Here is a 24,908-nt window from a genome sequence, read left to right as displayed (position 1 = left end):
CAGACGAGAGTTAGCGGAGGATATGGCAAAGAAGGACGGTGTCATCGAGATCGAGGGCAGCGTGGTCGAGGCCTTGCCGAACGCGATGTTCCGCGTGGAGCTGGCCAACGGGCACAAGGTTCTGGCTCACATCTCGGGCAAGATGCGACAGCACTACATCCGGATCCTCCCTGAGGACCGAGTGGTGGTGGAGCTGAGCCCGTACGACCTGTCCCGTGGCCGGATCGTCTACCGCTACAAGTAGTCGTCAAGAATCCACCACTCGAAACAACTGCTGCCGCAAGCCTGGGTTCGCCCGCGCGTGCGTGCGGCGGCGGAGGAACAGACTGATGAAGGTCAAGCCCAGCGTCAAGAAGATCTGCGACAAGTGCAAGGTGATCCGCCGGCACGGTCGCGTCATGGTGATCTGCGAGAACCTGCGCCACAAGCAGCGCCAGGGCTGAGTCCCCGGCGCTCCGGCGCACGGTGATCCAGGTCCGCGAGAGCGGACCGGTCGCCGGCACCCTCGGGTGCCAACCAGCGCATCACCACGAACCTCACGGTCGGGCCGCACAGGCCCACTGAGGGGAACCCCCGGCTCGGAGGCCGGGGCCCGCAGCTCCGCGGGAAGATGGTGCGGTAGACCTCCGAACGAAGTACAGAGGAGCCGAAAGGCACATGGCACGTCTTGTCGGCGTCGACCTCCCCCGCGAGAAGCGGCTCGAGATCGCGCTCACCTACATCTACGGCGTCGGCCGTACCCGCGCCCAGCAGACGCTGGCCGCCACCGGGATCTCCCCGGACGTTCGCGTGAAGGACCTCGGTGACACCGAGCTCGTCGCGCTGCGTGACTACCTCGAGGGCAACTACAAGCTCGAGGGTGACCTCCGCCGTGAGGTGGCCGCTGACATTCGCCGCAAGGTCGAGATCGGCTGCTACGAGGGCCTGCGTCACCGCCGCGGCCTGCCCGTCCGCGGGCAGCGCACCAAGACCAACGCGCGTACCCGCAAGGGACCCAAGCGCACCGTGGCCGGCAAGAAGAAGGCCCGCTAAGCAGTAGTCCGTGGAACGCGTGCCGCTCGCCTGAACCTCGAGTTCACCCGCGCAGCGCACGCCGACCCGGTCCGAACACCTCAGACCAGGAGAGAACTCAGAAATGCCTCCCAAGACTCGCGCCACCGCGGCTCGCAAGCCGCGCCGCAAGGACAAGAAGAACGTCCCTCACGGCCAGGCTCACATCAAGAGCACGTTCAACAACACGATCGTGTCGATCACGGACCAGACGGGTGCTGTCATCGCCTGGGCCTCCGCCGGCCACGTCGGCTTCAAGGGCTCGCGCAAGTCGACCCCGTTCGCCGCGCAGCTCGCTGCTGAGTCCGCGGCTCGCCGCGCCCAGGAGCACGGCGTCAAGAAGGTCGACGTCTTCGTCAAGGGCCCGGGCTCCGGTCGCGAGACCGCGATCCGCTCGCTCACGGCGACCGGCCTCGAGGTCGGCTCGATCCAGGACGTGACGCCTCAGGCTCACAACGGCTGCCGCCCCCCGAAGCGTCGCCGCGTCTGATCTTCCGCTTCGCTCGCCGTCGCGCCGCACCCGATCCCTTCGGGCCGGTGCGGCGGCGGGCGCAGCCACCTGGGCGGGTGGACAGAGTCCCGCCCCGGCACAGCGTTGCCCGTGATGCGTCATATGGCGGACGCACACTGAAAGGAACACACCAGTGCTGATCGCACAGCGCCCCACCCTGACCGAAGAGGTCCTCTCGGAGAACCGTTCGCGCTTCTCCATCGAGCCGCTCGAGCCTGGCTTCGGCTACACCCTCGGCAACTCGCTTCGTCGCACGCTGCTCTCGTCCATCCCGGGCGCTGCAGTGACCTCGATCCGTATCGACGGTGTGCTCCACGAGTTCACCACGGTGTCCGGTGTCAAGGAAGACGTCACCGAGATCATCCTCAACATCAAGAACCTCGTGGTCTCCTCGGAGAACGACGAGCCGGTCGTGATGTACCTGCGCAAGCAGGGCGCTGGCGCGGTCACCGCCGCGGACATCGTTCCGCCGGCGGGTGTGGAGGTCCACAACCCGGACCTGCACATCGCCACCCTCAACGACAAGGGCAAGCTCGAGATCGAGCTGACGGTCGAGCGTGGACGTGGCTACGTCTCCGCCAACCAGAACAAGTCCTTCGACGCCGAGATCGGCCGTGTTCCCGTCGACTCGATCTACTCGCCGGTCCTCAAGGTCACGTACAAGGTCGAGGCGACCCGTGTCGAGCAGCGCACCGACTTCGACAAGCTGATCGTCGACGTCGAGACGAAGCAGGCGATCTCCCCGCGCGACGCGCTGGCCTCGGCCGGCAAGACGCTCGTCGAGCTCTTCGGCCTCGCCCGTGAGCTCAACGTCGAGGCCGAGGGCATCGAGATCGGCCCGTCCCCGACGGACGCCGCTCTCGCCGCGGACCTGGCGCTCCCGATCGAGGAGCTCAACCTCACGATCCGTTCGTACAACTGCCTCAAGCGCGAGGGCATCCACCAGGTCGGCGAGCTCGTCGCTCGCAGCGAAGCAGACCTGCTGGACATCCGGAACTTCGGCGCGAAGTCCATCAACGAGGTCAAGGAGAAGCTCGCAGAGCTCGGCCTGAACCTCAAGGACTCGCCGCTGGACTTCGACCCCTCGACGGCCGACTACTACGAGGCCGACGAGGACGAGGCGACGTTCTCCGACGAGCAGCAGCAGTACTGACCTTCCGTGCGAGCGGCTCGGCCGCACGCACGATCCACTTCTAAGGAGCAAGATCAATGCCTACCCCCACCAAGGGTCCGCGGCTCGGCGGTGGCCCGGCTCACGAGCGTCTCATCCTCGCGAACCTGTCCACGGCGCTCTTCGAGCACGGCCGCATCACGACCACCGAGACCAAGGCCAAGCGCCTGCGTCCGCTGGCCGAGCGTCTCATTACGTTCGCGAAGCGCGGTGACCTGTCGGCTCGCCGTCGCGTCATGACCGTCGTCCGCGACAAGTCCGTCGTGCACACGCTCTTCACCGAGATCGCCCCGCAGATGGCGGAGCGCAACGGTGGCTACACGCGCATCACGAAGGTCGGCAACCGCAAGGGCGACAACGCCCCCATGGCCGTCATCGAGCTCGTGACCGAGCCCGTCAGCCCCAAGCAGGCTGTCGTCCGCGAGGCCGAGAAGGCCACGAAGAAGACCAGCAAGCCCAAGGCCGCCAAGGTCGAGGACGCGCCGGTCGTCGAGGACGCCCCGGTTGTCGAGGACGCTCCGGCTTCCAAGGAGGACTGATCTCGCTCCGGCTCTGCCGGACGGGTACCTCCTGAAGGGCCCGGCACCATCTGGTGCCGGGCCCTTCGCCATGCCCGACGACGGAGCGACGTCGGGCGCTGAGGGCTGGGCCCGGGGTGGCGTCAGGCCGGGAGGCGGGAAACTTGGCGCTTGCCGCGGGGCGGGACACAGGTTCCGGCCCGCACGAGTGCGCGACGTCTCGCGTGCGGTGACGAGCACGCCTCGGCCCGCGACGTAGGCTGGTTCGCCCTAGATTGGTCCGCATGGCTCTCCCGGTGCTGTTCGTCCACGGCTCGCGCACGTCCCGCACGATGTGGCGCGCGCAGCTCGAGGCCATGGACCGTGCCGGCATCGAGGCTCGCGCGGTGGACCTGCCGGGACACGGCCGACGGATCGGCGAGCCGTTCACGCTCGACGGCGCGGTGACGACCGTCGCCCGTGCCGTGGACGACCTCGGGGGCCGGGCGCTCGTCGTCGGGCTCTCGCTGGGCGGGTACGTCGGGATCGAGCACCGTGCGCGGTGTCCCGAGCAGGTCGCGGGCCTCGTCGCCGCGAGCTGCTGCACCGTCCCCGGCTCGCCCCTGCGTGGCGCGTGGCGCGTCGCGGCCGACCGGATCGAGAAGCTGCCCGACAACGGTGCGGCGATCAACCAGGCACTGGTCGACCGGACCCTGCCCGCGGCCGGGATCGTCGACATCGGTGCGGGCGGGTTCGCCCTGACGGCCATGACCGCGATCCTGGACGAGGTGGGCACCTCGGACCCGCTCACGGCTCTGGCCGGGACCGACTCGCCGGTCTGGTTCGTCAACGGTCGGTGGGACCACTTCCGCCTCGGTGAGCGCGAGTTCGTCGCAGCGGCCCGGGCCGGCGGGGCCAGCGCCCAGCTCGTCGTGATTCCCGGGGCCAAGCACCTCGTGAGCCTCGACCGACCCGTCGCGTTCAACCGTGCGGTCCTCGAGGCGTACGGAGAGGTCGTGGCGGAAGAGCGGCGGGCGTGACCCGCCGTCCGGCCCTGCCTCGCCCGCAGGCCGTCCCGCCCTGCTGTCCCTGCAGGCGCGTTCCCGGCCCGCACGGCCACCTGGCTCAGGCCAGGGGCAGGTCCCACGCCCTGGCCCCGCCCACGAGCGCGGCGGAGTTGGGGACGATCACGACGTCGTCGCCGAGCCGCTCGAGCGCGGACGGCGTGATCTGGCGTGAGTTGCCCCCACCGAGATAGAGGCGGTCCCACCAGAAGACGGGCCGCAGGCCGTCGACGAGCGCGACGACGCGCCGTGACCACAGCCCGTTCCCGAGGCGACGACGCTCGACCTCGCCGATGTACTCGTCGTACGTGGTGCCACGCCGCACCGGGGCGTGGGACCACTCGAGGTGGGGCGCGAGACGCCCTCCGTGGAACAGCGCAGACCCCAGCCCCGTGCCGAGCGTCAGGACGAGCTCGAGGCCCGACGCCGCGATGACCCCGGCCCCGTGGACCTCGGCGTCGTTGAGGACGAGCGCCGGTATCCCCAGCCTCTCGCTCACGGCGGCCTGGACGTCGAAGCTGGCCCACTGCTCGGCGAGGGCCGGGTCGACACGGCTCCGCGGGCCCGAGCGGGTGATGTAGTGCGGGGTGTGGACGACGACCCCGCGCCGGATCATGCCGGGCATGCCGACCGTGACACGCACGGCGGGGGGCAGACGATCGGCGATCTGCGCGATGACGTCGACCAGGAGCGAGGGCGGCAGCGGGTAGGGCGTGGGTACCCGCACAGCGGTCGCGTGCGCGGTGCCCGCGGCGTCGAGCACGTTGGCCTTGATGCCGCCCCCGCCGCAGTCCACCGCGAGGGTGCGCAGGTCGGCGGGGTCGGTCGTGGCGGGACGTTCGGGCATGTCTGCACACTAACGGGCGCTAGCGTAGGTGCACGTGACGAACGAGCAGCCGGTCCGCGTCCGCCTGGACCTCGCCTACCAGGGCACCGACTTCGCGGGCTGGGCCCGACAGCCCGGTCTGCGGACCGTCGAGGGGGCCCTCGAGGACGGTCTGGGGCAGATCCTGCGGGGCGTCCCGCCGCGCCTGACGGTCGCGGGACGCACCGACGCCGGCGTGCACGCCCGCGGGCAGGTGGCCCACGTCGACCTCCCACGGTCCGTCTGGGACGCGATGCCCGGCCGGTCGGACCGCGAGCCGGGAGACGCGCTCGTCGCGCGGCTCGGGGGAGTGCTGCCGGGTGACGTCGTGGTGCACCGGGCCTCCCGGGCGCCGGAGGGGTTCGACGCGCGCTTCTCGGCCCTCTACCGCAGCTACACGTTCCGGATCGTCGACGACCCCACCCTGCGCGACCCGTTGCGCCGCGAGTGGGTCCTGTGGAACCGCAAGCCGCTCGACGCGGACGCGATGCACGAGGCGCTGCAGCCCTTGCTCGGCGTGCGCGACTTCGCGGCCTTCTGCAAGCCGCGCCCCGGTGCGACCACGATCCGCGAGCTCCAGCACCTGTCGTGGCAGCGTGCGGCCGACGGCCCGGACGCGGGGCTCGTCGTCGCGCACGTCCGCGCCGACGCGTTCTGCCACAACATGGTCCGGGCGCTCGTCGGGGCGTCGGTCGCCGTGGGGGAGGGGCGCCGCTCGGTCTCGTGGCCGGCCGAGGTCCTGGCAGCGAGGCGCCGGGACGCGGGGGCCGGCGTCGTGCCGCCGCACGGCCTGGTCCTCGAGGAGGTCACGTACCCGCCCGACGACGAGCTCGCTGCCCGTGCCGAGCGCGTGCGCGCGGTGCGCATGGACGAGGACGTGTGGGACGCGGGGGCTGCAGGGCCGACCGCCGGAGCAGGGGCCTCCCCGACCTCGTAGCGCCGGGCCGTCGTCCCGCGCCCGCTGCCGTCTCCTACGGCTCCTCGACGATGTGGACCGCGGCCTCCTCGGCGCTCGCCGCGGCGCCGTCGATCCCGGCGTCGTCCGCGTACGTGTCGTTGACGCGCCCGTCGAGCGCGTCGGCGTCCGCCACGAGGCGGCCCGACCGGGTCGAGTCGGGGCGGTCGAGAGGGGCGGCGTCCCAGTCCTCGGGCTCCTCGTCGGCGAGGCGCTGGTCGAGCGACTCGCCGTCCTCCTCGAGCCGTTCGGGGTGGGCGTAGGTCAGGGGAGCGCGCTCGGGCGGGGCGTACCCCTCGTCGAGCACGTCGTCGACGCCGCGGTCGACCAGGGTGTCGTCCTGCTGGAGCTGGTCGGAGTCGCCCTCGGTGCCGAGGGCCGGGTCTGTCCGGGTGGCCGGTGTGTCGTCGCTCATGTCTCCACACTCGCACCGGTGACGCGTTCGCGCAGCCCACCGGGCGGATCCGGCCACCTGCGGACTAGGCTCGGGGTGCGCGCGGCAGTGACTCCCGACGGGTGGCCGTCCGGTGCCCCGGCGCACGTCCGTCCCGTGACGACGCCGTCCTCGACCTGCGGGGCGGCCTGAACCAGGAGTCCCACCATGGCATCGATCGACGATCTCCTGTCCGCCATCCCGCTCGACCAGCTCGCCGGCAGGCTCGGCGTGGACGAGGCGACCGCCCAGCAGGCGGTCACGACGGCCCTTCCCGCGCTGATCGGCGGTCTCGAGGCCAACGCGCAGGACCCCGCCGGGGCCGCGTCGCTCCAGAAGGCTCTCGCGCAGCACTCTCCCTCGCTCGTCGAGGGCGGCGTGAACCTCGACGACGTCGACACGGCCGACGGCGAGAAGATCGTCCGCAACATCTTCGGCTCGAACGAGGAGCAGGTCGTCGCGCAGCTCGCGGACAAGAGCGGCACGCAGTCGAACGTCCTGGCCTCGATCCTCCCGGCGCTCGCACCCATCGCGCTGTCCTTCCTCGCCAAGCAGCTCGGGGGCAAGAGCGAGCAGCCGGCCGGGACGCAGGAGGCCGCCGGGGGCGGCGGGATCGGCGACCTGCTGGGCGGGCTCCTGGGTGGTGGGCAAGGCGGTTCGGGAGGCGGCCTCGGGAGCATCCTGGGCGGGCTGGGCGGCCTCCTGGGCGGCGGCAAGCGCTGACCCCCGCCCGACGGCGGAGCGCGCCCCGGGCGCACGGGTGCACCCGGGTGTGCTCCGCCGTCGGGCACCGCGAGGGCGACGCAGGGGAGTCCTGCCCGCCGTCCGCAGCCCGTGCGCGGTCGCCCGGACGGAAAGGAATCGTCATCCGGGGCCTCGGGCAGGGAGGATGTGCCCGTGGGTCACATCGACATCAGCGACATCAGCTACTTCCTGCCCGACGGGCGTCCCCTCCTCGCCGGGGCGACCCTGCGCGTCGCGGACGGGGCCAAGGTCGCGCTCGTCGGACCCAACGGCGCCGGCAAGACGACGCTCCTGCGCATCGTCGCGGGGGACCTGTCCCCGCACGGGGGCACCGTGGGACGCAGCGGCGGGCTCGGTGTCATGCGCCAGTTCGTGGGCCGCATCGACGACGACCGCACGGTCCGCGACCTGCTCGTCGACCTCGCGCAGCCCTCGATCCGGGACGCCGCGCGCGAGCTCGCCGCGGCAGAGCTCGACATCATGACGGTCGACGACACCCCCTCCCAGATGCGGTACGCCCAGGCGCTCGCCGACTGGGCCGACGCGCGCGGCTACGAGGCCGAGGCCGAGTGGGACAAGGTCACCGACGAGGTCCTGTCCATCCCGTTCGACCAGGCCCAGTTCCGCGAGGTCCGGACGCTGTCCGGCGGCGAGCAGAAGCGCCTGGTCCTCACGGCCCTGTTCCGCGGCCCCGAGGAGGTCCTGCTCCTCGACGAGCCCGACAACTACCTCGACGTGCCGACCAAGCGTTGGCTCGAGGAGAAGCTCGCGGCCTCGCCCAAGACCGTGCTGTTCATCAGCCACGACCGCGAGCTCCTGGCGCGCACCGCGACCCAGGTAGCGACCGTCGAGCCCACTGCCGCGGGCGGCACGATCTGGGTGCACGGCGGCGGGTTCGGCACGTACGCCGAGGCGCGGGCCGACCGCCGCAGCCGCCTCGAGGAGCTGCTGCGCCGGTGGGAGGAGGAGCACGCCAAGCTCAAGGACCTCGTCAACATGCTCAAGAACAAGTCGGCCTTCAACGACGGGCTCGCGAGCCGCTACCAGGCCGCCCAGACGCGCCTGCGCAAGTTCGAGGAGGCGGGCCCGCCCCAGGTGCTCGCCCACGAGCAGAACGTCAAGGTCCGGCTCACGGGCGGTCGCACGGCCAAGCGTGCCGTGACGTGCGAGCGGCTCGAGCTCACGGGGCTCATGGAGCCGTTCGACCTCGAGGTCTTCTTCGGTGAGCGCGTCGCGATCCTGGGGTCCAACGGCTCGGGCAAGTCCCACTTCATGCGCCTGCTGGCACGGGGCGGGTCGGACCCGGACGTCGAGCACCGGCCGGTCTACGAGAACACGGCAGGCGGTGCGGGCGCGGCAGGCGACGCCGCCGTGGTCCCGCCCGTCGCGCACACGGGCCGCGCCGCGCTCGGCTCGCGCGTGCGCCCGGGATGGTTCGCGCAGAACCACGCCCACCCCGAGTTCGAGGGCCGCACGCTCCTGGAGATCCTGCACCGTGGCGACGGTGCGCGCGACGGCATGGGGCGTGAGCCCGCGAGCAAGGCCCTCGACCGCTACGAGCTGGTCGGTCAGGCCGAGCAACGCTTCGAGACGCTCTCGGGTGGCCAGCAGGCGCGCTTCCAGATCCTGCTCCTCGAGCTCGGTGGAGCCACGCTCCTGCTGCTCGACGAGCCGACCGACAACCTCGACCTGCACTCGGCCGAGGCGCTCGAGACCGGTCTCCTGGCGTTCGAGGGCACGGTCATGGCCGTCACGCACGACCGGTGGTTCGCGCGAGGCTTCGACCGGTTCGTGGTCTTCGGCTCCGACGGCCGCGTCGTGGAGACTCCCGAGCCCGTGTGGGACGTCGAGCGGGTCAAGCGGCAGCGCTGACCGGCGGACCGTGGCGGTCCGTCGTCGGGGCGCCACGGACTGCGGGCCCGACGTCCGTCGGGCGAGGCCGGGCCCCTGGCGCGCTCAGACCCGGCCTTGCGCGCGGAGAGGGTGCGGTGAGGAAGACCACATGCGCCACGGTGGGCCGATAGCACGGCCTGCGGGGCGTCGTCGGGCTCCTAAAATGGAGCAATGGCCGTCCCCAAGATCGTGCTCTTCTACGCCTTCACACCGCTCGCCGACCCGCGCGCGGTGCAGCTGTGGCAACGTTCGCTCGGGGAGCAGTGGGGCCTGACGGGACGCGTCATCGTCTCCGAGCACGGCATCAACGCCACGCTCGGCGGGACGGTCGAGAACCTCAAGCAGTACGTCAAGACCACCAAGCAGTACCCGGGCTTCGCCGGGATCGACGTCAAGTGGTCGGACGGCACGGGACGCGACTTCCCGCGCCTGTCCGTCAAGGTCCGGCCCGAGCTCGTGAGCTTCGGGGCCGCGGACGAGATCGCGGTCGACGCGGACGGCGTGGTCGACAGCGGGGTGCGGCTCGCCCCCGAGGCGCTCCACGAGCTGGTCGCCGAGCGTGGCGAGGACGTCGTGTTCTTCGACGGTCGCAACGCGTTCGAGGCCGCGATCGGCCGGTTCCGCGGTGCGGTCGTGCCCGACGTCGCGACGACCCGCGACTTCGTCGCGGAGCTCGACTCGGGCGCGTACGACGCCCTCAAGGGCCGTCCTGTCGTGACCTACTGCACGGGCGGCGTGCGGTGCGAGGTCCTGTCCTCGCTCATGCTCGCGCGCGGCTTCGAGGAGGTCTACCAGCTCGACGGCGGGATCGTCCGCTACGGCGAGACGTTCGGCGACCAGGGGCTGTGGGAAGGGTCGCTCTACGTGTTCGACGAGCGCATGCACGTCGAGTTCGGTGACGACACGGTCCCGCTCGGCGCGTGCTGCGAGTGCGGCGCGGCGACCGCGAAGTACGAGAACTGCGTCGACCCCGGGTGCCAGACGCTGCGCCTGTTCTGCACCGACTGCGCGGGTCTGGCCCGCACGCTCCAGTGCGACGCCTGTGCCGAACTGCGCCCGGGCGCGTATCCTCGACCTCGGGAAGACGCGAGGACCGGTCTCTCCCACGACAACCACCGGGCAACCGCCTGAATCGGCTGTCTGGCACCAGAGCCTGTGCCGTCTGACGAGGCCGATCACACCGAGGTACTTTTCGCCCTCGGTGTGACGCATCTTGTTTTGACCCTGCACGGGCCGTCCAGGTAGTCTGTTGAGTCGTTGTGCTTCCCCTTCGGTTATCTCGTCACTTGTGCGCCCACTCGCTCCGTGACGGGGACATCCGTCGACCGAAGGCCGAACGACTTGTCGGACGCAGGCTCCTGCGCCGAAGACATCGAAGACACGAAACGAAGGCTACGACCGTGCGTACGTACACCCCGAAGCCCGGCGACGTCCAGCGTGACTGGTACGTCATCGACGCGACCGACGTCGTCCTGGGCCGCCTCGCCACCCACGTGGCGACCCTGCTCCGTGGCAAGCACAAGGCCACCTTCGCGCCTCACGTCGACGGAGGTGACTTCGTCATCGTCATCAACGCCGGCAAGGTCGCCCTCACCGGCAACAAGCGCGAGCAGAAGCTTGCCTACACCCACTCCGGTTACCCGGGTGGTCTTCGGGCGGTCGCCTACAGCGACCTGCTGGAGAAGCACCCCGAGCGTGCTGTGGAGAAGGCCGTCCGCGGCATGATCCCCAAGACCTCGCTCGGCCGCGCCCAGTTCGGCAAGCTCAAGGTCTACGCAGGCTCTGAGCACCCGCACGCCGCGCAGCAGCCGAAGACTTTCGAGATCACCCAGGTCGCGCAGTAGGCTCCGCCTGCTCGTAGACGAGAACTTAGGACGCGAGGACACACCAGTGGCCGAGACCACCGTCGACATCGACGTGCTGGACGAAGAGACTCCCAGCAACTACACCTCTGAGAGCGCAGCCCCCACGGGCCGTGGCCAGAGCATCACCGCCCCCGCGCAGGCCCTGGGCCGTCGCAAGGAGGCCATCGCCCGCGTGCGCCTGGTGCCCGGCACCGGCCAGTGGAAGATCAACGGCCGCACCCTCGAGGGGTACTTCCCCAACAAGGTGCACCAGCAGCTGGTCAACTCCCCGCTGAAGCTGGTCGACGTCGAGGGTCGCTTCGACGTCATCGCCCGCATCAACGGTGGCGGCTCGTCCGGCCAGGCCGGCGCTCTGCGCCTGGGCATCGCCCGTGCGCTGAACGAGATCGACGCCGAGCACAACCGCCCGGCGCTCAAGAAGGCCGGCTTCCTGACCCGCGACGCCCGCGTCGTCGAGCGCAAGAAGGCCGGGCTCAAGAAGGCTCGTAAGGCTCCGCAGTACTCCAAGCGCTGATCCAGCGCTTGCGCACAACGGCCCCGGTGGACATCGTCCACCGGGGCCGTCGTCATTTGTCAGGGATGCTGACGAGCGACCGGACCGGTCTGCTCGCAGCGGGGGCGGAGCGGGCCTCGGTGCCTGTACCGTCCCGTTGAGGGAGGAAATCTCATGGGACGACTGTTCGGCACCGACGGCGTGCGGGGGCTGGCGAACAGGGACGTCACGGCCGAGCTCGCGCTCGGCCTGGGCGTGGCCTCGGCCAACGTGCTGGGACGCACGGGACAACCCGAAGGGCACCGCCCGCGTGCGGTGATCGGCCGCGACCCCCGGGCCTCGGGCGAGTTCCTCGGCGCGGCAGTGACCGCGGGCCTGGCGAGCGCCGGGGTCAACGTGCTCGACGTCGGCGTCCTGCCGACGCCCGCCGTCGCGTTCCTCACGAGCACTCTCGACGTGGACTTCGGCGTCATGATCTCCGCCTCGCACAACCCGATGGCCGACAACGGCATCAAGTTCCTGGCCCGAGGCGGGATCAAGCTCGAGGACTCGCTCGAGGACGAGATCGAGCGTCAGCTCGGCACCGCATGGGACCGTCCGCTCGGGGCCGGCGTCGGCCGCGTCCGGACCGACACGGGCAGCGCCGGTGCGGACTACGTCGAGCACCTCATCGGGAGCATCGGCGCCACGGGTGACGCCCTGCCGCTCTCGGGGCTGCGGATCGCCGTGGACTGCGCGAACGGGGCGGCGAGCGACGTGGGACCCGCCGCGCTGCGCGCGGCCGGTGCCGACGTCGTCGTGATGAACGCGAGCCCCGACGGGCGCAACATCAACGAGAAGTGCGGCTCGAACCACCCCGAGCAGCTCCAGGCCGTCGTGGTCGCCTCCGAGGCCGACTTCGGCGTCGCGTTCGACGGCGACGCCGACCGCTGCATCGCCGTGGACCACCGAGGCGTGCTCGTCGACGGCGACCAGATCATGGGTGTCCTGGCCCTCGCCGAGAAGGACAAGGGGCGACTGCACGAGGACACGCTCGTCGTGACGGTCATGAGCAACCTCGGGCTGATCCTCGCGATGCGTGAGGCGGGCATCCGGACCGTCCAGACCGGCGTGGGCGACCGGTACGTGCTGGAGGAGATGCGCGCCAACGGGTACACCCTCGGCGGCGAGCAGTCGGGCCACATCATCCTGTCGCAGTTCGCGACCACGGGCGACGGTGTCCTCACGGCGCTCCAGCTCGCCGCACGCATCCAGGAGTCGGGGACCAAGCTCGCGGACCTCGCGGGCGCCGTGCCCAAGCTGCCGCAGACGCTGCTCAACGTGCCGGGCGTGGACAAGGCCCGCACCGCGACGGACGCGGTCCTGCAGGAGGCGGTCGCGGCAGCCGAGTCCCGCCTCGGCGAGACCGGCCGGGTCGTCCTGCGCTCGTCGGGCACCGAGCCCCTGGTGCGCGTCATGGTCGAGGCCGCGACGCAGGCCTCGGCCGACGCCGTGGCCGAGTCGCTCGCCGCAGTGGTGCGGGACAGGCTGGCCCTGTGACCACCGAGAGCCACGCTGTCGGGTTCGCCGGACCCGTCGACGAGGAGCTGCGCGACCAGGTCGCGAGCCATCTCGCACGCCACGAGGACGGTGTGCTGCCGATCGTCCAGGCGGGTCATCCGGTGCTCCGCCGAACGGCGGTGCCCTACACGGGTCAGCTCGGGGACCTGTTCCCCGAGCTGGTCGAGGCCATGCGTCGCACCATGCACGCGGCCCCCGGGGTCGGCCTCGCGGCTCCCCAGATCGGCCTGGGCATCGCGGTCGCGGTGATCCAGGACCAGGGAGTCTCCGACCCCGAGGACGCGGACCTGCGCGAACGTCACCCTCTGCCGTTCCGCGTGCTCGTCAACCCCGCGTACGAGGCCGTGGGCGACGACCGTCGGGCGTTCTACGAGGGCTGCCTGAGCGTGAGCGGTTGGCAGGCCGTCGTGGCCCGGCCCCGGACCGTCCGGCTCACCGGCCAGGACGAGCACGGTCGCCCGGTGGACGACGTCCTGACCGGTTGGCCGGCGCGCATCGTCCAGCACGAGACCGACCATCTGCAGGGCGGGCTCTACCTCGACCGCGCCGAGCTCCGGTCGCTCGCGTCGAACGACAGCATGATGCGGTTCTGGGGACAGACCCCGGATCCCTCCGGGGCCGCTGAGGCGCTGGGGTTCACGCTGCCCTGACCGGCTCGGGCCCCTGCCAGGATGCCCGTCCCTCGGAGGTGTCACAGCATCCTTCCGGGGGACCTCCCTAGGTGTGGATCTCCCTCCGGAGGATGACGCACCGGTCCCGGCCGGTGCGGCAGAATTCATCGAGGAAGGTAGGGGTCGGTATCAGGGCAGACTGGGGGGTTTCCCCGATGGTGCCGGCCCCTCGTATCCGTAGGCTGGTCACAGGTGCATCTCCTGTACCTGTGACCAGCCTGGTTCGCCACACCAGCCGACGAACAGAGGACCCGTGATCGAGGCCGTCTCGACCTTCCTGGAGAACCTGGAGACCTGGGTCCTCGCACTCGCGGCGTCCGCATGGATCTACCCCGCCCTGTACGCCTTCGCGACGATCGACGGCTTCTTCCCGCCGATCCCCAGCGAGTCCGTGGTCATCACGCTCGCGGTCGCCGCCAGCGCGTCGGGCAATCCCAACCTCGTCCTCGTCCTGGTCATCGCCGCGCTCGGAGCGTGGACCGGCGACCAGATCGCGTACGCGCTCGGCCGCAGCATCGGCACCGAGCGGATCCGTTTCCTCCGCACGGTCCGGGGGCGCAAGGCGGTCGCCTGGGCCGACCAGGCTCTCAAGGCTCGTGGGGCCGCCTTCATCCTCGCGGCGCGGTACATCCCCATCGGTCGTGTCGCGGTCAACATGACCGCGGGCGCGGTGGGCTATCCGCGGCGACGTTTCATGCTGTACTCGGGGCTCGCCGCCGTGACGTGGTCGCTCTACTCGGTCCTCATCGGACTGGTCGCCGCGCAGTGGCTCGGCCACCAGCCGCTCCTCGCCATGGTCATCGGCGTGATCCTGGGCGTCCTGTCCGGGGTGGTCGTCGACCGCATCATGAACCGCATGGCCCGCAAGCGCCGCGCAGCCGAGGCCGCGCGGGCAGCCGCCGCCGGAGCCACCCCGCTCCACGGTGCGCCGACCGACCAGACCGCCGCACCGTCGTCGGGCACTGAGGACCTGCAGGACGACGAGTCCGCGGTCCGCCGGGCCTGCTGAGCGCGTTCGCGCGCCCCGTCGGGGCGTGAGCGGCGGGAGGGGCCGAGCGCTCAGGGTGTTCGCGGGCCCCCGGGTCGCCAGGCCCCCAGCGCCCCGCCAGGCGCCCAGGCTGCCGCTCAGATCTTGCGCAGGCGCGCCCGCTGGACCGAGTGGTCCGAGCCCTTCGTCAGCACCAGGGTCGCCCGCCCGCGGGTCGGCAGGATGTTCTCCTCGAGGTTCGGCGCGTTGATCGAGTCCCAGATCGACCTGGCCTTCTCGATCGCCTCCTCGTCCGTGAGCGTCGCGTAGCGCTTGAAGTACGACTCGGGACGCGCGAACGCCGTCCGGCGCAGCGAGAGGAACCGGTCCACGTACCACTGGCGGATGTTGCGCGTGCGCGCGTCGACGTAGATCGAGAAGTCGAAGAAGTCGCTCACCGCGACCGTCGACTCGTCGGTCGCGCTCGGCCGTGCGGGCTGCAGGACGTTGAGCCCCTCGACGATCAGGACGTCCGGCTTGCGGACGACCGTCTCGGCCCCCGGGACGATGTCGTAGGTCAGGTGGTCGTAGACCGGGCTGCGGACCTCGGGAGCCCCCGCCTTGACGCGGGACAGGAACCGGATCAGGGCACGGCGGTCGTACGACTCCGGGAAGCCCTTGCGCTCCATGAGGCCGCGCCGCGCGAGCTCGGCGTTCGGGTAGAGGAACCCGTCGGTCGTGATGAGCTCGACGCGCGGGGTCTCGGGCCAGCGCGCGAGCATCTCGCGCAGGATGCGGGACGTCGTCGACTTGCCCACGGCGACCGACCCCGCGACACCGATCACGTACGGCGTGCGCGTCGAGTTCTCCCGCAGGAAGGTCGACGTGGCTTCGTGGAGGCCGCTCGTGGCCGTCACGTACAGGTTGAGGAGTCGCGAGATGGGGCGGTAGATCGCGTCGACCTCGGCCAGGTCGATCGGATCGCCCAGGCCGCGGAGCTTGACGACGTCGGAGTCGGTCAGCGGCAGCGGCGTCGACTCGGAGAGCTTGCTCCACGCGGCGCGGTCCAGGTCGACGTACGGCGACGCCGTGGTGCGCTCGGACAGCAGCCCCGCACCGGGAGAGGCGCTCGGGTCGCTCGCAGGGACACCCTCGCGCGGAGGGACGGGCAGGTCGGAGGGAGGAACCACTCGGATGATTCTGCCGGACGCACGCGGTGATCGGGAACCGAATGCCGCCGGACCGCTAACAAAGAATCGCGAGATGTCGCGGTCGAAAGAGCCCGGACCGGTGCCGCTAGACTCCGAAACATGTGTGGAATCGTGGGTTACGCAGGCCCTCTCGCAACGTCCGGGCGACCCCTGGACGTCGTCCTCGAAGGACTCGGCAGGCTCGAGTACCGCGGCTACGACTCGGCCGGGGTCGCGCTCGTCGCACCCGAGCTGAACCGTGTCGCGACGGCCAAGAAGTCCGGAAAGCTGGTCAAGCTCCTCGACGAGCTCGCCGCCAGACCGCTGCCCGCCGCGTCCGCGGCGATCGGGCACACGCGGTGGGCGACGCACGGCGCGCCCAACGACACCAACGCCCACCCGCACCTCGCGGACGAGGGGCGGCTCGCGGTCATCCACAACGGGATCGTCGAGAACTTCGCGGTCCTCAAGGAAGAGCTGCTGGCCGACGGCGCCACGTTCCTCTCCGAGACCGACACCGAGGTCGCCGCCCAGCTGCTCGCCCGTGCCTACCGCCGCACGGGTGACCTGACCGAGGCCATGGCCTACGTCGCCCGCCAGCTCGAAGGAACGTTCACCCTGCTCGCCGTCCACGCGGACAGCCCCACGACCGTGGTGGGCGCGCGGCACGACTCGCCGCTCGTCGTCGGGCTCGGCGAGGGCGAGAACTTCCTCGGCTCCGACGTCGCGGCCTTCATCGCCTTCACCAAGGACGCGCTCGAGCTGGGCCAGGACCAGATCGTGACCATCACCCCCGACTCGGTCGAGGTCGTCGACTTCCACGGCAACCCGGCCGAGGCCACGCGCTTCACGGTCGACTGGGACGCCGCCGCCGCCGAGAAGGGTGGCTTCGCGTCCTTCATGGACAAGGAGATCCACGACCAGCCGCAGGCCGTGGGGGACACCCTGCTGGGACGGACCGACGCCGAGGGGCGCCTGATCCTCGACGACCTGCGCATCGACGAGGCCGTGCTGCGGACCATCGACAAGATCATCGTCATCGCGTGCGGCACCGCGGCCTACTCGGGGCACGTCGCCAAGTACGCGATCGAGCACTGGTGCCGCATCCCCGTCGAGGTCGAGCTCGCGCACGAGTTCCGCTACCGCGACCCGATCGTCAACGAGAAGACGCTCGTCGTGGCCGTCACCCAGTCCGGCGAGACCATGGACACGCTCATGGCGGTCCGGCACGCGCGTGAGCAGGGCGCCAAGGTCATCTCGATCGTCAACACGCACGGGTCGACCATCCCGCGCGAGTCCGACGCGGTCCTGTACACGCACGCCGGCCCGGAGATCGCGGTCGCCTCGACCAAGGCGTTCCTCTCGCAGATCACCGCGGCCTACCTGCTGGGCCTCTACCTGGCCCAGCTGCGCGGCAACAAGTTCCCCGACGAGATCCGCGAGATCCTCGACGACCTGCGCGAGATGCCGCGCAAGATCCAGACCGTGATCGAGCGGGGCGAGTACGTCAGCGCCGTGGCCCGCTCCATGAAGGACGCGACGTCGGTGCTCTTCCTGGGCCGGCACGTCGGGTTCCCGGTCGCCCTCGAGGGCGCGCTCAAGCTCAAGGAGCTCGCGTACATCCACGCCGAGGGCTTCGCGGCGGGCGAGCTCAAGCACGGCCCCATCGCCCTGATCGACGAGGGGCAGCCGGTGTTCGTCGTCGTGCCCTCGCCGCGCGGACGCGACTCGCTCCACTCGAAGGTCATCTCCAACATCCAGGAGATCCGGGCGCGTGGGGCCCGCACGCTCGTCATCGCCGAGGACGGCGACGACGCGGTGCTGCCCTTCGCGGACGAGATCTTCTGGATCCCGCAGTCGCCCACGCTGCTCTCGCCGCTCCTGGCGGTCGTCCCGCTGCAGATCTTCGCCATGGCGCTGGCCACGGCCAAGGGCCTCGACGTCGACCAGCCGCGCAACCTGGCGAAGTCCGTCACGGTCGAGTAGTCCCGCGCGCCGCGCCGGCATCGCCCGGACGCAGCACCACCCGGAAGCCCACCGCGCCACCGGCCCGGTGGGCTTCCGGCGTCCGGGGCCCGCGCCGCGCGCCACCGCTTAGGGTGAACGCATGATCATCGGGGTGGGAATCGACGTCGTGGACGTCGCGCGGTTCATGGACACGCTCGGCAGGACGCCGCGCCTGCGCGAGAAGCTCTTCACCCCCGCCGAGCGCGACCTCCCGGCGGCGTCCCTCGCGGCCCGCTTCGCGGCCAAGGAGGCCATCGCCAAGGCTCTCGGCGCGCCGGGCGGCATGAACTGGCAGGACGCCACGGTCCACCGCGTCGTCGGTGGCGCTCCACAGGTCGAGATCACCGGGACGGTCCAGGCCAGGGCGACCGCGCTCGGGATCACGTCGTTCCACCTGTCGATCTCGCACGACGCCGGGATCGCGTCGGCCATGGTGGTCGCGGAGGGCTGAGGGCTCGTCGCCTCGAAGTCGTCCCACCCGGGGAGGCCAGAGACGCGGGGCGCTCCGGCGTCTCTCGCGCAGGTGGTCGCGTGGCCGCGAGCGGCTGTCGAACACGAGGTTGCGGTCGTTCTCGACGTCAGAACGACCGCAACCTCGTGCTCGGCACAGGCACAGGCACAGGCACAGGCACCGGCTCTCCAGCTCCAGCCCCCGCGGCACCGAGCCGGCGGAGCGGTCAGCCCTGCAGCGCCGGCACGACCTCGCGCTCGAACAGCTCGATCCCGCTGCGGTCGTAGGCCGCCTCCGCGAAGTACGTGATGGCGTACGTCATGCCCGCGCCCTCGAGCTTCTGGAGCGTCTCGACGACCTGCTCGGGGGTACCCACGAGCGGGCCAGAGCGGAAGTCCCGCACGGTCTGCTCGGCCTTGGCGGGGACGGTCTTGGCGTAGTGCTCGCCGATCCACCGCAGGCGGTCCTCGACGTCGGCCTCGGTCTCCCCGATGACCACGTTGTAGTTGGCCGAGCGCGTGATGTCCTCGAAGGGCCGACCGATCGCCTCGCAGTGCCCCCGCAGGACGTCGGACTTGTGCGCGAACCCCTCGAGCGAACCGTCGAAGTTGGTGTACTGGGCGTGCTGCGCCGCGATGCGCAGCGTCTTCTTCTCGCCACCGCCCGCGATCCACAGGGGGATGCTGGGAGCGCCGCCGCCGTCGGCCCCCACGCCGTCCAGGACCTGGAGCGGCTGCGGGTGGCACAGCGCGCCGTCGACCTGGAAGTACGTGCCGTCGAGCGTCGCGGAGCCCGTGCGCCACATCTGCTCCATGACCTGCACGCCCTCGTCGAGCGCGCCCAGGCGTGCTCCCGCCCCCGGGAACCCGTAGCCGTAGGCGCGCCACTCGTGCTCGTACCAGCCGGCGCCGATGCCCATCTCCGTGCGGCCGCCGCTCACGATGTCGACGGTCGCCGCGAGCTTCGCGAGGTAGGCCGGGTTGCGGTAGGCCATGCACGTGCACATCTGGCCCAGGCGTACGCGCTCGGTCGACGCCGCGAACGCCGCCATGAGCGTCCAGGCCTCGTGCGTGGCCTCTCCCGTGGGCTCGGGCACGGTGTGGAAGTGGTCGTAGACCCACACCGACTCCCACACGTGCTGCGCGTCTGAGCCGCCCGGGCCGGGCGCTCCGGTCGTCGCGGTGTCCGCGTGGTGAGCGAGCGACCGCATGGTCTCCCACTGCTCGGAAGGGTCGATGCCGACGAGGTCCTGTCGCCAGCCTTGCGGGATGAAGAGTCCGAATCGCATGGTCGCCAATCTAGCCCGGCCCAGCACGGGAGCTCGGGGAACGTCCGCACGCGTCGACCGGGCGTCCTGCCCTGACGTGCCCGGTCGGCGCGTGCGGATGCCGGGCCCTAGTAGTCGAACCGATCGACCGACGCGATGCGGAAGACCGCGTCCGGGGGCAGGTCCTCGTAGAAGTCGGCGGTCACCGCTGCTGACTGGCTCGGGCCGAGGTTCTCGGCGTAGGCGCTCGCGGTGCCGAGCTGGACGGTTCCGTCGGGGCTCTCGGCGACGACCTCCACGGAGTAGGTCATCTGCACCGTGCTGCTGTTCGTCACGGTGAGCGCGAGCGCCACACCGCCATACTCCTGCGCGACCGGAGCCCCGAGCGCGACGTCTCCGCTGAGATCCTTGAAGCCGACGCCCTCGACCGCAGCGACCTTGAGCACCGGTGCGGTCATGCCTCCGCCCATCACGGTGTCGTAGGTCGTCGCGCCCTCGACGATCGCGTGGACCTTCAGGACGTCGCCCACGGTGACGTCGGTCAGCACCGAGCTGTCGCCGGAGAGCAGGGTGTTGACGTCGAGCTCGAAGGAGGTTGACGGTTGCTCGGCTCCGGTGCTGGCGCGGAACGAGTCCGACCCGGTGGCGGCGTCGAACTGTGTGACCTCGGCGTAGAGGACGATCTTGTCGCCGACGTACCCTTCCGGGTCCTTGGCGATCTGCGCCCAGGCGGCTTCGTCGACCGCTGTGAACGACGAGAGGTCCATGTCCTGCATCGACTCGCCCTCGGGCGACGTGCCGACTGTGGTGCGGTCCGGGCTTGCGGCATCCGGGGAGTCGTCGAGGATCGCGACCAGGAGGAGGACGCCCGAGACGGTGCCGACGACCGCGAGCACGATGCCCAAGATCGACCGCGTCCTTCCCACGGCGGGCGTCGAACGGCTCGCGCGACGCAGACCGACGATCCCCAGGACGATCGCAGCGATTCCGGGGAGGAAGAACAGGTTCGCCAGGGCGGCGATGATCCCGGCCGTCAGGCTCAGGGTCGCGGGGGTGTTCTTGGTCGGAGCGGTCCACCCGCTCGGTGACGGCGCTGCACTCTGCCCGGTCCAGCCGTACGGCTCTGTGGTCGCCGAGGGGGCGTAGGGCCACGCCGCACCTGCGTGCCCCGCGTCGTGGTTCATCGCCTCGGTGGAGGTCGGGACGCCCTGGATGAGTCCCGGCGGCGGGGGCGGTGACGAGGCGGGCACCCAGGTCCCGTCGGGAGCCAGACGCCAACCGTTGACCACGTCGCCGACGCGGTAGGAGTTCTGCGGGGAATCGGTCACGGCAACCTGCTCACGGAGAGGGACGAAAGTGCCAGAACCGTACTGGCTGGACCGGGACCGGTGAGGCGAATCTCATGCAGCGACCGGGTGAATTCCGGACGGGAGGACCGGAGGCTCTCTCAGCGTGCGGCGCCCAAGCGCGGCATCATGGCCCCATGATCGAAGCGTTCGCCGCCGCCCAGGTTCGTGCCGCCGAGGAGCCGCTGCTCGCCCGGGGCGTCCCGCTCATGGAGCGTGCGGCGTTCGCGCTCGCGACGATCGTGGCAGGCGACCTGCGGCGCGCGTCCCCGCGCTGGAGTTCCGCGCGGGCAGGGGGTGCCGGGCCCGACGGCGGAGCGCGCCCAGGGCACGTGACCGGCACACGGGTGGTGCTCCTCGTGGGCTCGGGCAACAACGGCGGCGACGCCCTGTTCGCGGGGGCGTACCTGGCCCGGCGAGGTGTCGCGGTCGAGGCGGTCTGCACGAGCGAGCACCCTCATGCCGACGGCCTGACGGCGCTGCACCGCGCGGGTGGGAGGGTCCTCGACCTGGGCGCCCCGGCAGGGCGCGCGCGATGGGGACAGGCCGTCGAGGGCATCCTCTCGGCCGACGTGGTCGTCGACGGGCTGGTCGGGATCGGTGCGTCGGGAGCCCTGCGGGGCGTGGCCGGCGAGCTGGTCGAGGCGCTCGCGGACCGGCTGTCGGGGTGGGTCTCCCGCGGCGGGCCGCGGCCCTGGGTCGTCGCGGTCGACGCCCCGAGCGGGATCGGTGTCGACGACGGCTCGGTCCCCGGGCCCGTCCTGCCCGCCGACCGGACGGTCACCTTCGGCGCACCCAAGCCCGGGCTGCTCCTGCCCCCGGCGACCCACCTCGCAGGGCACGTGACACCCGTCGACGTGGGCCTCGCCGGGCTGGGAACCCCCGCGGTCCGGCGCCTCGAACCTGCGGACGTCGCACGCCTGTGGCCTGTGCCCGGGGCGAGCGACCAGAAGTACACGCGCGGGGTCCTGGGCGTCGTCGCGGGCACGCCGACGTTCCCGGGTGCCGCGGTGCTCGCGGTCACGGCGGCCGTCCGTGCAGGCGCGGGCATGGTGCGGTACCGCGGGCCCGACGACGTCGCGCGGGTCGTCGTCTCGGCTCGCCCCGAGGCCGTGCCCGCCGAGGGCAGGGTCCAGGCGTGGGCGCTCGGGTCGGGGGTGCCGGCCGCGGGGGAGCGGCCACCGCTGCGCGACGGCGCGAGCGAGCGGGACACGGGCGCCGGACCGGACGCCGGCCAGCACGAGCGCATCCGGTACGCGCTCGCGGTGGCGTGCGGCGAGCTCGCACAGGATGCCTGGGACGCCTCGGCCGGGCCGCGACCGGCGTGCGTCGTGGACGCCGGCGCGCTGTCGCTGCTGCCTGCGACCTGCCCGCCGTCGGTCGTGCTGACGCCGCACGCGGGCGAGCTCGCGAGCCTCCTGAGGGCGCGTGGCGAGGACGTCGACCGGGCCGACGTCGAGGCCGAGCCGCTGCGCTGGGCGCGCACCGCGCACGAGCTCACGGGCGCGACCGTGCTGCTCAAGGGGTCGGCGACCGTGGTGGTCGGACCCGAGGGAGTGTGGTCCCAGGCGGACGGACCGGCCTGGCTCGCGACCGCGGGGGCCGGGGACGTGCTCACGGGGCTCCTGGGCGCCCTTCTGGCCGCCCACGGCGAGCGCGTGGTCCAGGAGCCCGGGCTGGCCGCAGAGCTCGCTGCCGCGGCTGCTACGGTCCACGGGTTGGCAGCCGTGCGGGCGAACCCTGGCGGGCCGGTCGCGGCCATGGACGTGGCCGAGGCAGTTCCCGGCGTGGTCGCGGACCTGCTCCGAGGGTGACGGACGCGCAGGCCCACGGCGGCGGACGCTCAGGTCCACGGTGGCGGCGCACCGCCACACCGTCGGTGACGAGAGAGGAGGTCGCGGGTGAGGCACGTAGACGTCGAGGGTGACCAGGTGCTGATCGAGGGCGAGGTCGCGGCAGCGCTCGCGGACCGGTGCCTGGACCTCGTCGCACGCGCCCGAGGCACGGCCCCTGGGGGCACGTCGGCCAGGGGCACGGCGCCAAGGGGAACGGCCAGGGTGCTCGTCGGGATCGTCGGCGCACCGGGGGCGGGGAAGTCGACGCTCGCCGCGGACGTCCTCGCCGCGCTCGCGCAGCGCGCCGCACCCGCCGACAGCGGCGGCGTCCCGTCGGCCCCGTCCGCGCAGGGCGCCCGCGCGCCTGGGGTGAGCGCCGTCGTCGTGCCCATGGACGGCTTCCACCTCGCCGACGCCGAGCTCGCCCGCCTGGGCCGCCGGGACCGCAAGGGCGCGCCCGACACGTTCGACGCCCACGGGTACGTCGCGCTCCTCGGGCGGCTCCGCTCGCCCCGCGACGGCGTCACGGTCTACGCGCCCGCGTTCGACCGCGAGATCGAGGAGCCTGTCGCGGGATCGATCCCCGTCGGACCGGACGTCGAGCTCGTCCTGACCGAGGGCAACTACCTCCTGCTGGGCGAGGACCAGGACCACGGGCGCTGGAGCCCGGTGCGCACGATCCTCGACGAGACCTGGTTCCTCGAGGTCCCCGAACCCGTGCGCATCGAGCGCCTCGTGGCCCGGCACGAACGGCACGGCAAGCCGCCTGCCGCGGCGCGCGCCTGGGCGCTGGGGCCCGACGAGGCCAACGCCCGGCTCGTGGCCTCGACGCGGGACCGGGCCGACGTCGTCGTGCGCCCCTCCTGACGGCCACCCAGCAGGGTCGCCCGGGGCGAGCGGCTACCGTGGTGGCCGTGCCGACCCCCACGACCCCCCAGGTCCCGCCGCGCCGTCGGCGCATCCCGTTCCAGCCGCTCCCCGTGCGCGACGGACTCAACGCGACCCGCGTCGTCCTGCCCCAGAACGGCGACGGGAGCGACGGATCGCCCCGGTGGGACACCGTCCTGGACCACCTCGTCCACCGCTTCCCCGACGACGAGCCGCGCCTGCGCGAGAAGGTCGCCGCGGGGGAGGTCGTCGACCATCTGGGCCGGCCGGTCACGCCCGACACGGCCTTCGCGCAGCACGCGCGCGTGTTCCTGTACCGGGACCCGCCCGTGGAGGCACGCGTGCCGTTCGAGATCGAGATCCTGCACCGCGACGACGACCTGGTCGTGGTCGACAAGCCGCACTTCCTGGCGAGCATCCCGCGCGGTGCCTTCATCGCGGAGTCCGTGCTGGTCCGGCTGCGCCGAGACCTCGACCTGCCCGAGCTCTCGCCCGCTCACCGGCTCGACCGCGTGACCGCGGGGGTGCTCGTGCTGACCGTGCGGCCCGAGGTCCGCGGGCCGTACCAGACCCTCTTCGCCGAGCGGCGCGTGACCAAGGTGTACGAGGCCGTCGCGGGCGTCGACCCAGCGCTCGACCTGCCGCGCGTCGTGCGCAGCCGCATCCACAAGGAGCGCGGCGTCATGCGCGCGTCCGAGGTGCCGGGCGAGCCGAACTCCGAGAGCCTCGTCGAGCTCGTGGCCACGCGCGAGGACTCGTCCGGGACGGGCGACGGGTCGCGCGGCCGGACCGGGCTCTACCGCCTCACCCCGCACACGGGCAAGACCCACCAGCTCCGGCTGCACATGAGCTCGCTGGGCCTGCCGATCCTGCACGACAACTTCTACCCGACGTTCTACGACGTGCGCCCCGACGACTTCAGCAGGCCGCTCCAGCTCGTCTCGCGCTCGATCGAGTTCGTCGACCCGCTCAGCGGGAGGCCACGGCGGTTCGAGACGACGCGGCCTCTGCAGGAGTGGTCGTAGGCCCGACGGCGTCCCTGGTGGGCGGGTCCGTCGCCTCGGCCCGCACGCCCGTCACCGCCGGTGAGAGAATCGGTGACCGTGAGCCCCTTCAGCGATCCCCCGCACGGTTCCACCGGCGACACCACCCCCTCGCCGTCGGCCACCGGCCCCGTCCCGCCCG

Annotated in this window: 26 protein-coding genes; 21 read left to right on the top strand and 5 right to left on the bottom strand. The window is 71.8% G+C overall.

The genetic code is table 11. The annotated features are described in order from the left end of the window. Positions 1-22: 22 nt before the first annotated feature. The 7 genes from infA to H9641_RS04400 all read left to right on the top strand — a co-directional run bounded on the left by infA (position 23) and on the right by H9641_RS04400 (position 4,269). Entirely contained in the window at positions 23-244 is a 222-nt protein-coding gene (gene infA / locus H9641_RS04430; RefSeq protein ID WP_012867920.1) for a translation initiation factor IF-1, read from the top strand. An 85-nt stretch (positions 245-329) separates the two neighbouring features. Then, positions 330-443 carry a 50S ribosomal protein L36 gene (gene rpmJ / locus H9641_RS04425; protein WP_009740505.1) on the top strand — a complete coding sequence of 38 codons (114 nt, stop codon included), beginning with the start codon at positions 330-332 and terminating at the stop codon, positions 441-443. Positions 444-657: 214 nt separating this feature from the next. After that, a complete protein-coding gene (gene rpsM, locus H9641_RS04420; RefSeq protein ID WP_030151919.1) occupies positions 658-1,032 on the top strand; it encodes a 30S ribosomal protein S13 in 375 nt (124 codons plus the stop codon). Positions 1,033-1,135: 103 nt separating this feature from the next. After that, positions 1,136-1,540 carry a 30S ribosomal protein S11 gene (rpsK, locus tag H9641_RS04415; protein ID WP_056653805.1) on the top strand — a complete coding sequence of 135 codons (405 nt, stop codon included), beginning with the start codon at positions 1,136-1,138 and terminating at the stop codon, positions 1,538-1,540. A gap of 154 nt (positions 1,541-1,694) precedes the next feature. Continuing rightward, positions 1,695-2,714 (top strand): DNA-directed RNA polymerase subunit alpha, encoded by a 1,020-nt coding sequence (locus H9641_RS04410; RefSeq protein WP_056653808.1) that lies wholly within the window; start codon positions 1,695-1,697, stop codon positions 2,712-2,714. A gap of 56 nt (positions 2,715-2,770) precedes the next feature. Continuing rightward, positions 2,771-3,271, top strand: a complete 501-nt coding sequence (gene rplQ / locus H9641_RS04405) for a 50S ribosomal protein L17 (protein ID WP_191801403.1) — start codon at positions 2,771-2,773, stop codon at positions 3,269-3,271. A 263-nt stretch (positions 3,272-3,534) separates the two neighbouring features. Continuing rightward, positions 3,535-4,269 (top strand): alpha/beta fold hydrolase, encoded by a 735-nt coding sequence (locus H9641_RS04400; RefSeq protein WP_191801400.1) that lies wholly within the window; start codon positions 3,535-3,537, stop codon positions 4,267-4,269. A gap of 85 nt (positions 4,270-4,354) precedes the next feature. Here the strand turns inward: H9641_RS04400 and H9641_RS04395 are convergent, their stop codons facing one another. Further along, positions 4,355-5,140, bottom strand: a complete 786-nt coding sequence (locus H9641_RS04395) for an ROK family protein (protein ID WP_191801398.1) — start codon at positions 5,138-5,140, stop codon at positions 4,355-4,357. Between the two features lie 34 nt (positions 5,141-5,174). Between H9641_RS04395 and truA the strand changes: the two genes are divergently transcribed. Continuing rightward, positions 5,175-6,095 carry a tRNA pseudouridine(38-40) synthase TruA gene (truA, locus tag H9641_RS04390; RefSeq protein ID WP_191801396.1) on the top strand — a complete coding sequence of 307 codons (921 nt, stop codon included), beginning with the start codon at positions 5,175-5,177 and terminating at the stop codon, positions 6,093-6,095. 34 nt (positions 6,096-6,129) lie between these two features. Here truA and H9641_RS04385 read toward each other — a convergent pair whose 3' ends face one another. Beyond that, positions 6,130-6,528 carry a DUF5709 domain-containing protein gene (locus H9641_RS04385; protein ID WP_191801394.1) on the bottom strand — a complete coding sequence of 133 codons (399 nt, stop codon included), beginning with the start codon at positions 6,526-6,528 and terminating at the stop codon, positions 6,130-6,132. Positions 6,529-6,714: 186 nt separating this feature from the next. Here H9641_RS04385 and H9641_RS04380 point away from each other — a divergent pair, with 186 nt between their 5' ends. From H9641_RS04380 to H9641_RS04345, 8 genes are all read left to right on the top strand, one after another. Further along, complete coding sequence (locus H9641_RS04380; RefSeq protein WP_191801392.1) at positions 6,715-7,269, top strand: DUF937 domain-containing protein; 555 nt, start codon at positions 6,715-6,717, stop codon at positions 7,267-7,269. A 174-nt stretch (positions 7,270-7,443) separates the two neighbouring features. Beyond that, positions 7,444-9,162, top strand: coding sequence for an ABC-F family ATP-binding cassette domain-containing protein (locus tag H9641_RS04375; protein WP_191801390.1), 1,719 nt, complete (start codon positions 7,444-7,446; stop codon positions 9,160-9,162). Positions 9,163-9,354: 192 nt separating this feature from the next. Further along, complete coding sequence (gene trhO / locus H9641_RS04370; RefSeq protein ID WP_191801388.1) at positions 9,355-10,314, top strand: oxygen-dependent tRNA uridine(34) hydroxylase TrhO; 960 nt, start codon at positions 9,355-9,357, stop codon at positions 10,312-10,314. Between the two features lie 269 nt (positions 10,315-10,583). Beyond that, positions 10,584-11,027, top strand: coding sequence for a 50S ribosomal protein L13 (rplM, locus tag H9641_RS04365; protein ID WP_030151909.1), 444 nt, complete (start codon positions 10,584-10,586; stop codon positions 11,025-11,027). A 46-nt stretch (positions 11,028-11,073) separates the two neighbouring features. Then, a complete protein-coding gene (gene rpsI / locus H9641_RS04360) occupies positions 11,074-11,562 on the top strand; it encodes a 30S ribosomal protein S9 (protein ID WP_056653832.1) in 489 nt (162 codons plus the stop codon). Between the two features lie 153 nt (positions 11,563-11,715). Beyond that, the gene (gene glmM, locus H9641_RS04355; RefSeq protein WP_191801386.1) at positions 11,716-13,080 is read left to right on the top strand and encodes a phosphoglucosamine mutase; all 1,365 of its coding nucleotides are present in this window, start codon (positions 11,716-11,718) and stop codon (positions 13,078-13,080) included. Further along, positions 13,077-13,751 (top strand): peptide deformylase, encoded by a 675-nt coding sequence (locus tag H9641_RS04350; RefSeq protein ID WP_404821921.1) that lies wholly within the window; start codon positions 13,077-13,079, stop codon positions 13,749-13,751. The genes glmM and H9641_RS04350 overlap by 4 nt, the downstream gene beginning before the upstream one ends. Positions 13,752-14,025: 274 nt before the next feature. Next, positions 14,026-14,781, top strand: coding sequence for a DedA family protein (locus H9641_RS04345; RefSeq protein ID WP_191801384.1), 756 nt, complete (start codon positions 14,026-14,028; stop codon positions 14,779-14,781). Between the two features lie 116 nt (positions 14,782-14,897). Here H9641_RS04345 and coaA read toward each other — a convergent pair whose 3' ends face one another. Continuing rightward, a complete protein-coding gene (gene coaA, locus H9641_RS04340; protein WP_191801532.1) occupies positions 14,898-15,848 on the bottom strand; it encodes a type I pantothenate kinase in 951 nt (316 codons plus the stop codon). A 201-nt stretch (positions 15,849-16,049) separates the two neighbouring features. Here coaA and glmS point away from each other — a divergent pair, with 201 nt between their 5' ends. Then, entirely contained in the window at positions 16,050-17,915 is a 1,866-nt protein-coding gene (gene glmS / locus H9641_RS04335; RefSeq protein WP_056653840.1) for a glutamine--fructose-6-phosphate transaminase (isomerizing), read from the top strand. A 121-nt stretch (positions 17,916-18,036) separates the two neighbouring features. Beyond that, entirely contained in the window at positions 18,037-18,387 is a 351-nt protein-coding gene (locus H9641_RS04330; protein ID WP_056653843.1) for a holo-ACP synthase, read from the top strand. Between the two features lie 226 nt (positions 18,388-18,613). Here the strand turns inward: H9641_RS04330 and H9641_RS04325 are convergent, their stop codons facing one another. Continuing rightward, complete coding sequence (locus tag H9641_RS04325; RefSeq protein WP_191801383.1) at positions 18,614-19,675, bottom strand: LLM class F420-dependent oxidoreductase; 1,062 nt, start codon at positions 19,673-19,675, stop codon at positions 18,614-18,616. A gap of 107 nt (positions 19,676-19,782) precedes the next feature. Next, positions 19,783-20,982: a DUF4190 domain-containing protein gene (locus H9641_RS04320; RefSeq protein ID WP_191801381.1), complete on the bottom strand. Its 1,200-nt coding sequence runs from the start codon at positions 20,980-20,982 to the stop codon at positions 19,783-19,785. Positions 20,983-21,137: 155 nt separating this feature from the next. Here H9641_RS04320 and H9641_RS04315 point away from each other — a divergent pair, with 155 nt between their 5' ends. The 3 genes from H9641_RS04315 (at position 21,138) to H9641_RS04305 (ending at position 24,748) form a co-directional block, all read left to right on the top strand. After that, positions 21,138-22,814: a bifunctional ADP-dependent NAD(P)H-hydrate dehydratase/NAD(P)H-hydrate epimerase gene (locus H9641_RS04315; protein WP_191801379.1), complete on the top strand. Its 1,677-nt coding sequence runs from the start codon at positions 21,138-21,140 to the stop codon at positions 22,812-22,814. A gap of 87 nt (positions 22,815-22,901) precedes the next feature. Then, on the top strand, positions 22,902-23,702 hold the full coding sequence (locus tag H9641_RS04310) for a nucleoside/nucleotide kinase family protein (protein WP_449866956.1): 801 nt from the start codon (positions 22,902-22,904) through the stop codon (positions 23,700-23,702). Between the two features lie 47 nt (positions 23,703-23,749). Continuing rightward, positions 23,750-24,748, top strand: coding sequence for a pseudouridine synthase (locus tag H9641_RS04305; protein WP_318244374.1), 999 nt, complete (start codon positions 23,750-23,752; stop codon positions 24,746-24,748). The last annotated feature ends 160 nt before the right edge of the window (positions 24,749-24,908 follow it).

This window comes from Oerskovia merdavium (genome assembly GCF_014836755.1).
GTDB lineage: Bacteria > Actinomycetota > Actinomycetes > Actinomycetales > Cellulomonadaceae > Oerskovia > Oerskovia merdavium.
The sequence above is the reverse complement of the archived record's forward strand: the minus strand, read 5'-3'. Positions and strand labels throughout refer to the sequence as shown.

What these genes read in the sequence shown, in the direction of transcription:
- H9641_RS04315 (WP_191801379.1), top strand. Translation starts at nt 21,138, where the DNA reads ATGATCGAAGCGTTCGCCGCCGCCCAGGTTCGTGCCGCCGAGGAGCCG.
- H9641_RS04330 (WP_056653843.1), top strand. Translation starts at nt 18,037, where the DNA reads ATGATCATCGGGGTGGGAATCGACGTCGTGGACGTCGCGCGGTTCATG.
- H9641_RS04385 (WP_191801394.1), bottom strand. Translation starts at nt 6,528, where the DNA reads ATGAGCGACGACACACCGGCCACCCGGACAGACCCGGCCCTCGGCACC.
- H9641_RS04380 (WP_191801392.1), top strand. Translation starts at nt 6,715, where the DNA reads ATGGCATCGATCGACGATCTCCTGTCCGCCATCCCGCTCGACCAGCTC.
- rpmJ (WP_009740505.1), top strand. Translation starts at nt 330, where the DNA reads ATGAAGGTCAAGCCCAGCGTCAAGAAGATCTGCGACAAGTGCAAGGTG.
- rpsK (WP_056653805.1), top strand. Translation starts at nt 1,136, where the DNA reads ATGCCTCCCAAGACTCGCGCCACCGCGGCTCGCAAGCCGCGCCGCAAG.
- trhO (WP_191801388.1), top strand. Translation starts at nt 9,355, where the DNA reads ATGGCCGTCCCCAAGATCGTGCTCTTCTACGCCTTCACACCGCTCGCC.
- glmS (WP_056653840.1), top strand. Translation starts at nt 16,050, where the DNA reads ATGTGTGGAATCGTGGGTTACGCAGGCCCTCTCGCAACGTCCGGGCGA.
- H9641_RS04400 (WP_191801400.1), top strand. Translation starts at nt 3,535, where the DNA reads ATGGCTCTCCCGGTGCTGTTCGTCCACGGCTCGCGCACGTCCCGCACG.
- rplQ (WP_191801403.1), top strand. Translation starts at nt 2,771, where the DNA reads ATGCCTACCCCCACCAAGGGTCCGCGGCTCGGCGGTGGCCCGGCTCAC.
- glmM (WP_191801386.1), top strand. Translation starts at nt 11,716, where the DNA reads ATGGGACGACTGTTCGGCACCGACGGCGTGCGGGGGCTGGCGAACAGG.
- H9641_RS04395 (WP_191801398.1), bottom strand. Translation starts at nt 5,140, where the DNA reads ATGCCCGAACGTCCCGCCACGACCGACCCCGCCGACCTGCGCACCCTC.
- rpsM (WP_030151919.1), top strand. Translation starts at nt 658, where the DNA reads ATGGCACGTCTTGTCGGCGTCGACCTCCCCCGCGAGAAGCGGCTCGAG.
- H9641_RS04325 (WP_191801383.1), bottom strand. Translation starts at nt 19,675, where the DNA reads ATGCGATTCGGACTCTTCATCCCGCAAGGCTGGCGACAGGACCTCGTC.
- infA (WP_012867920.1), top strand. Translation starts at nt 23, where the DNA reads ATGGCAAAGAAGGACGGTGTCATCGAGATCGAGGGCAGCGTGGTCGAG.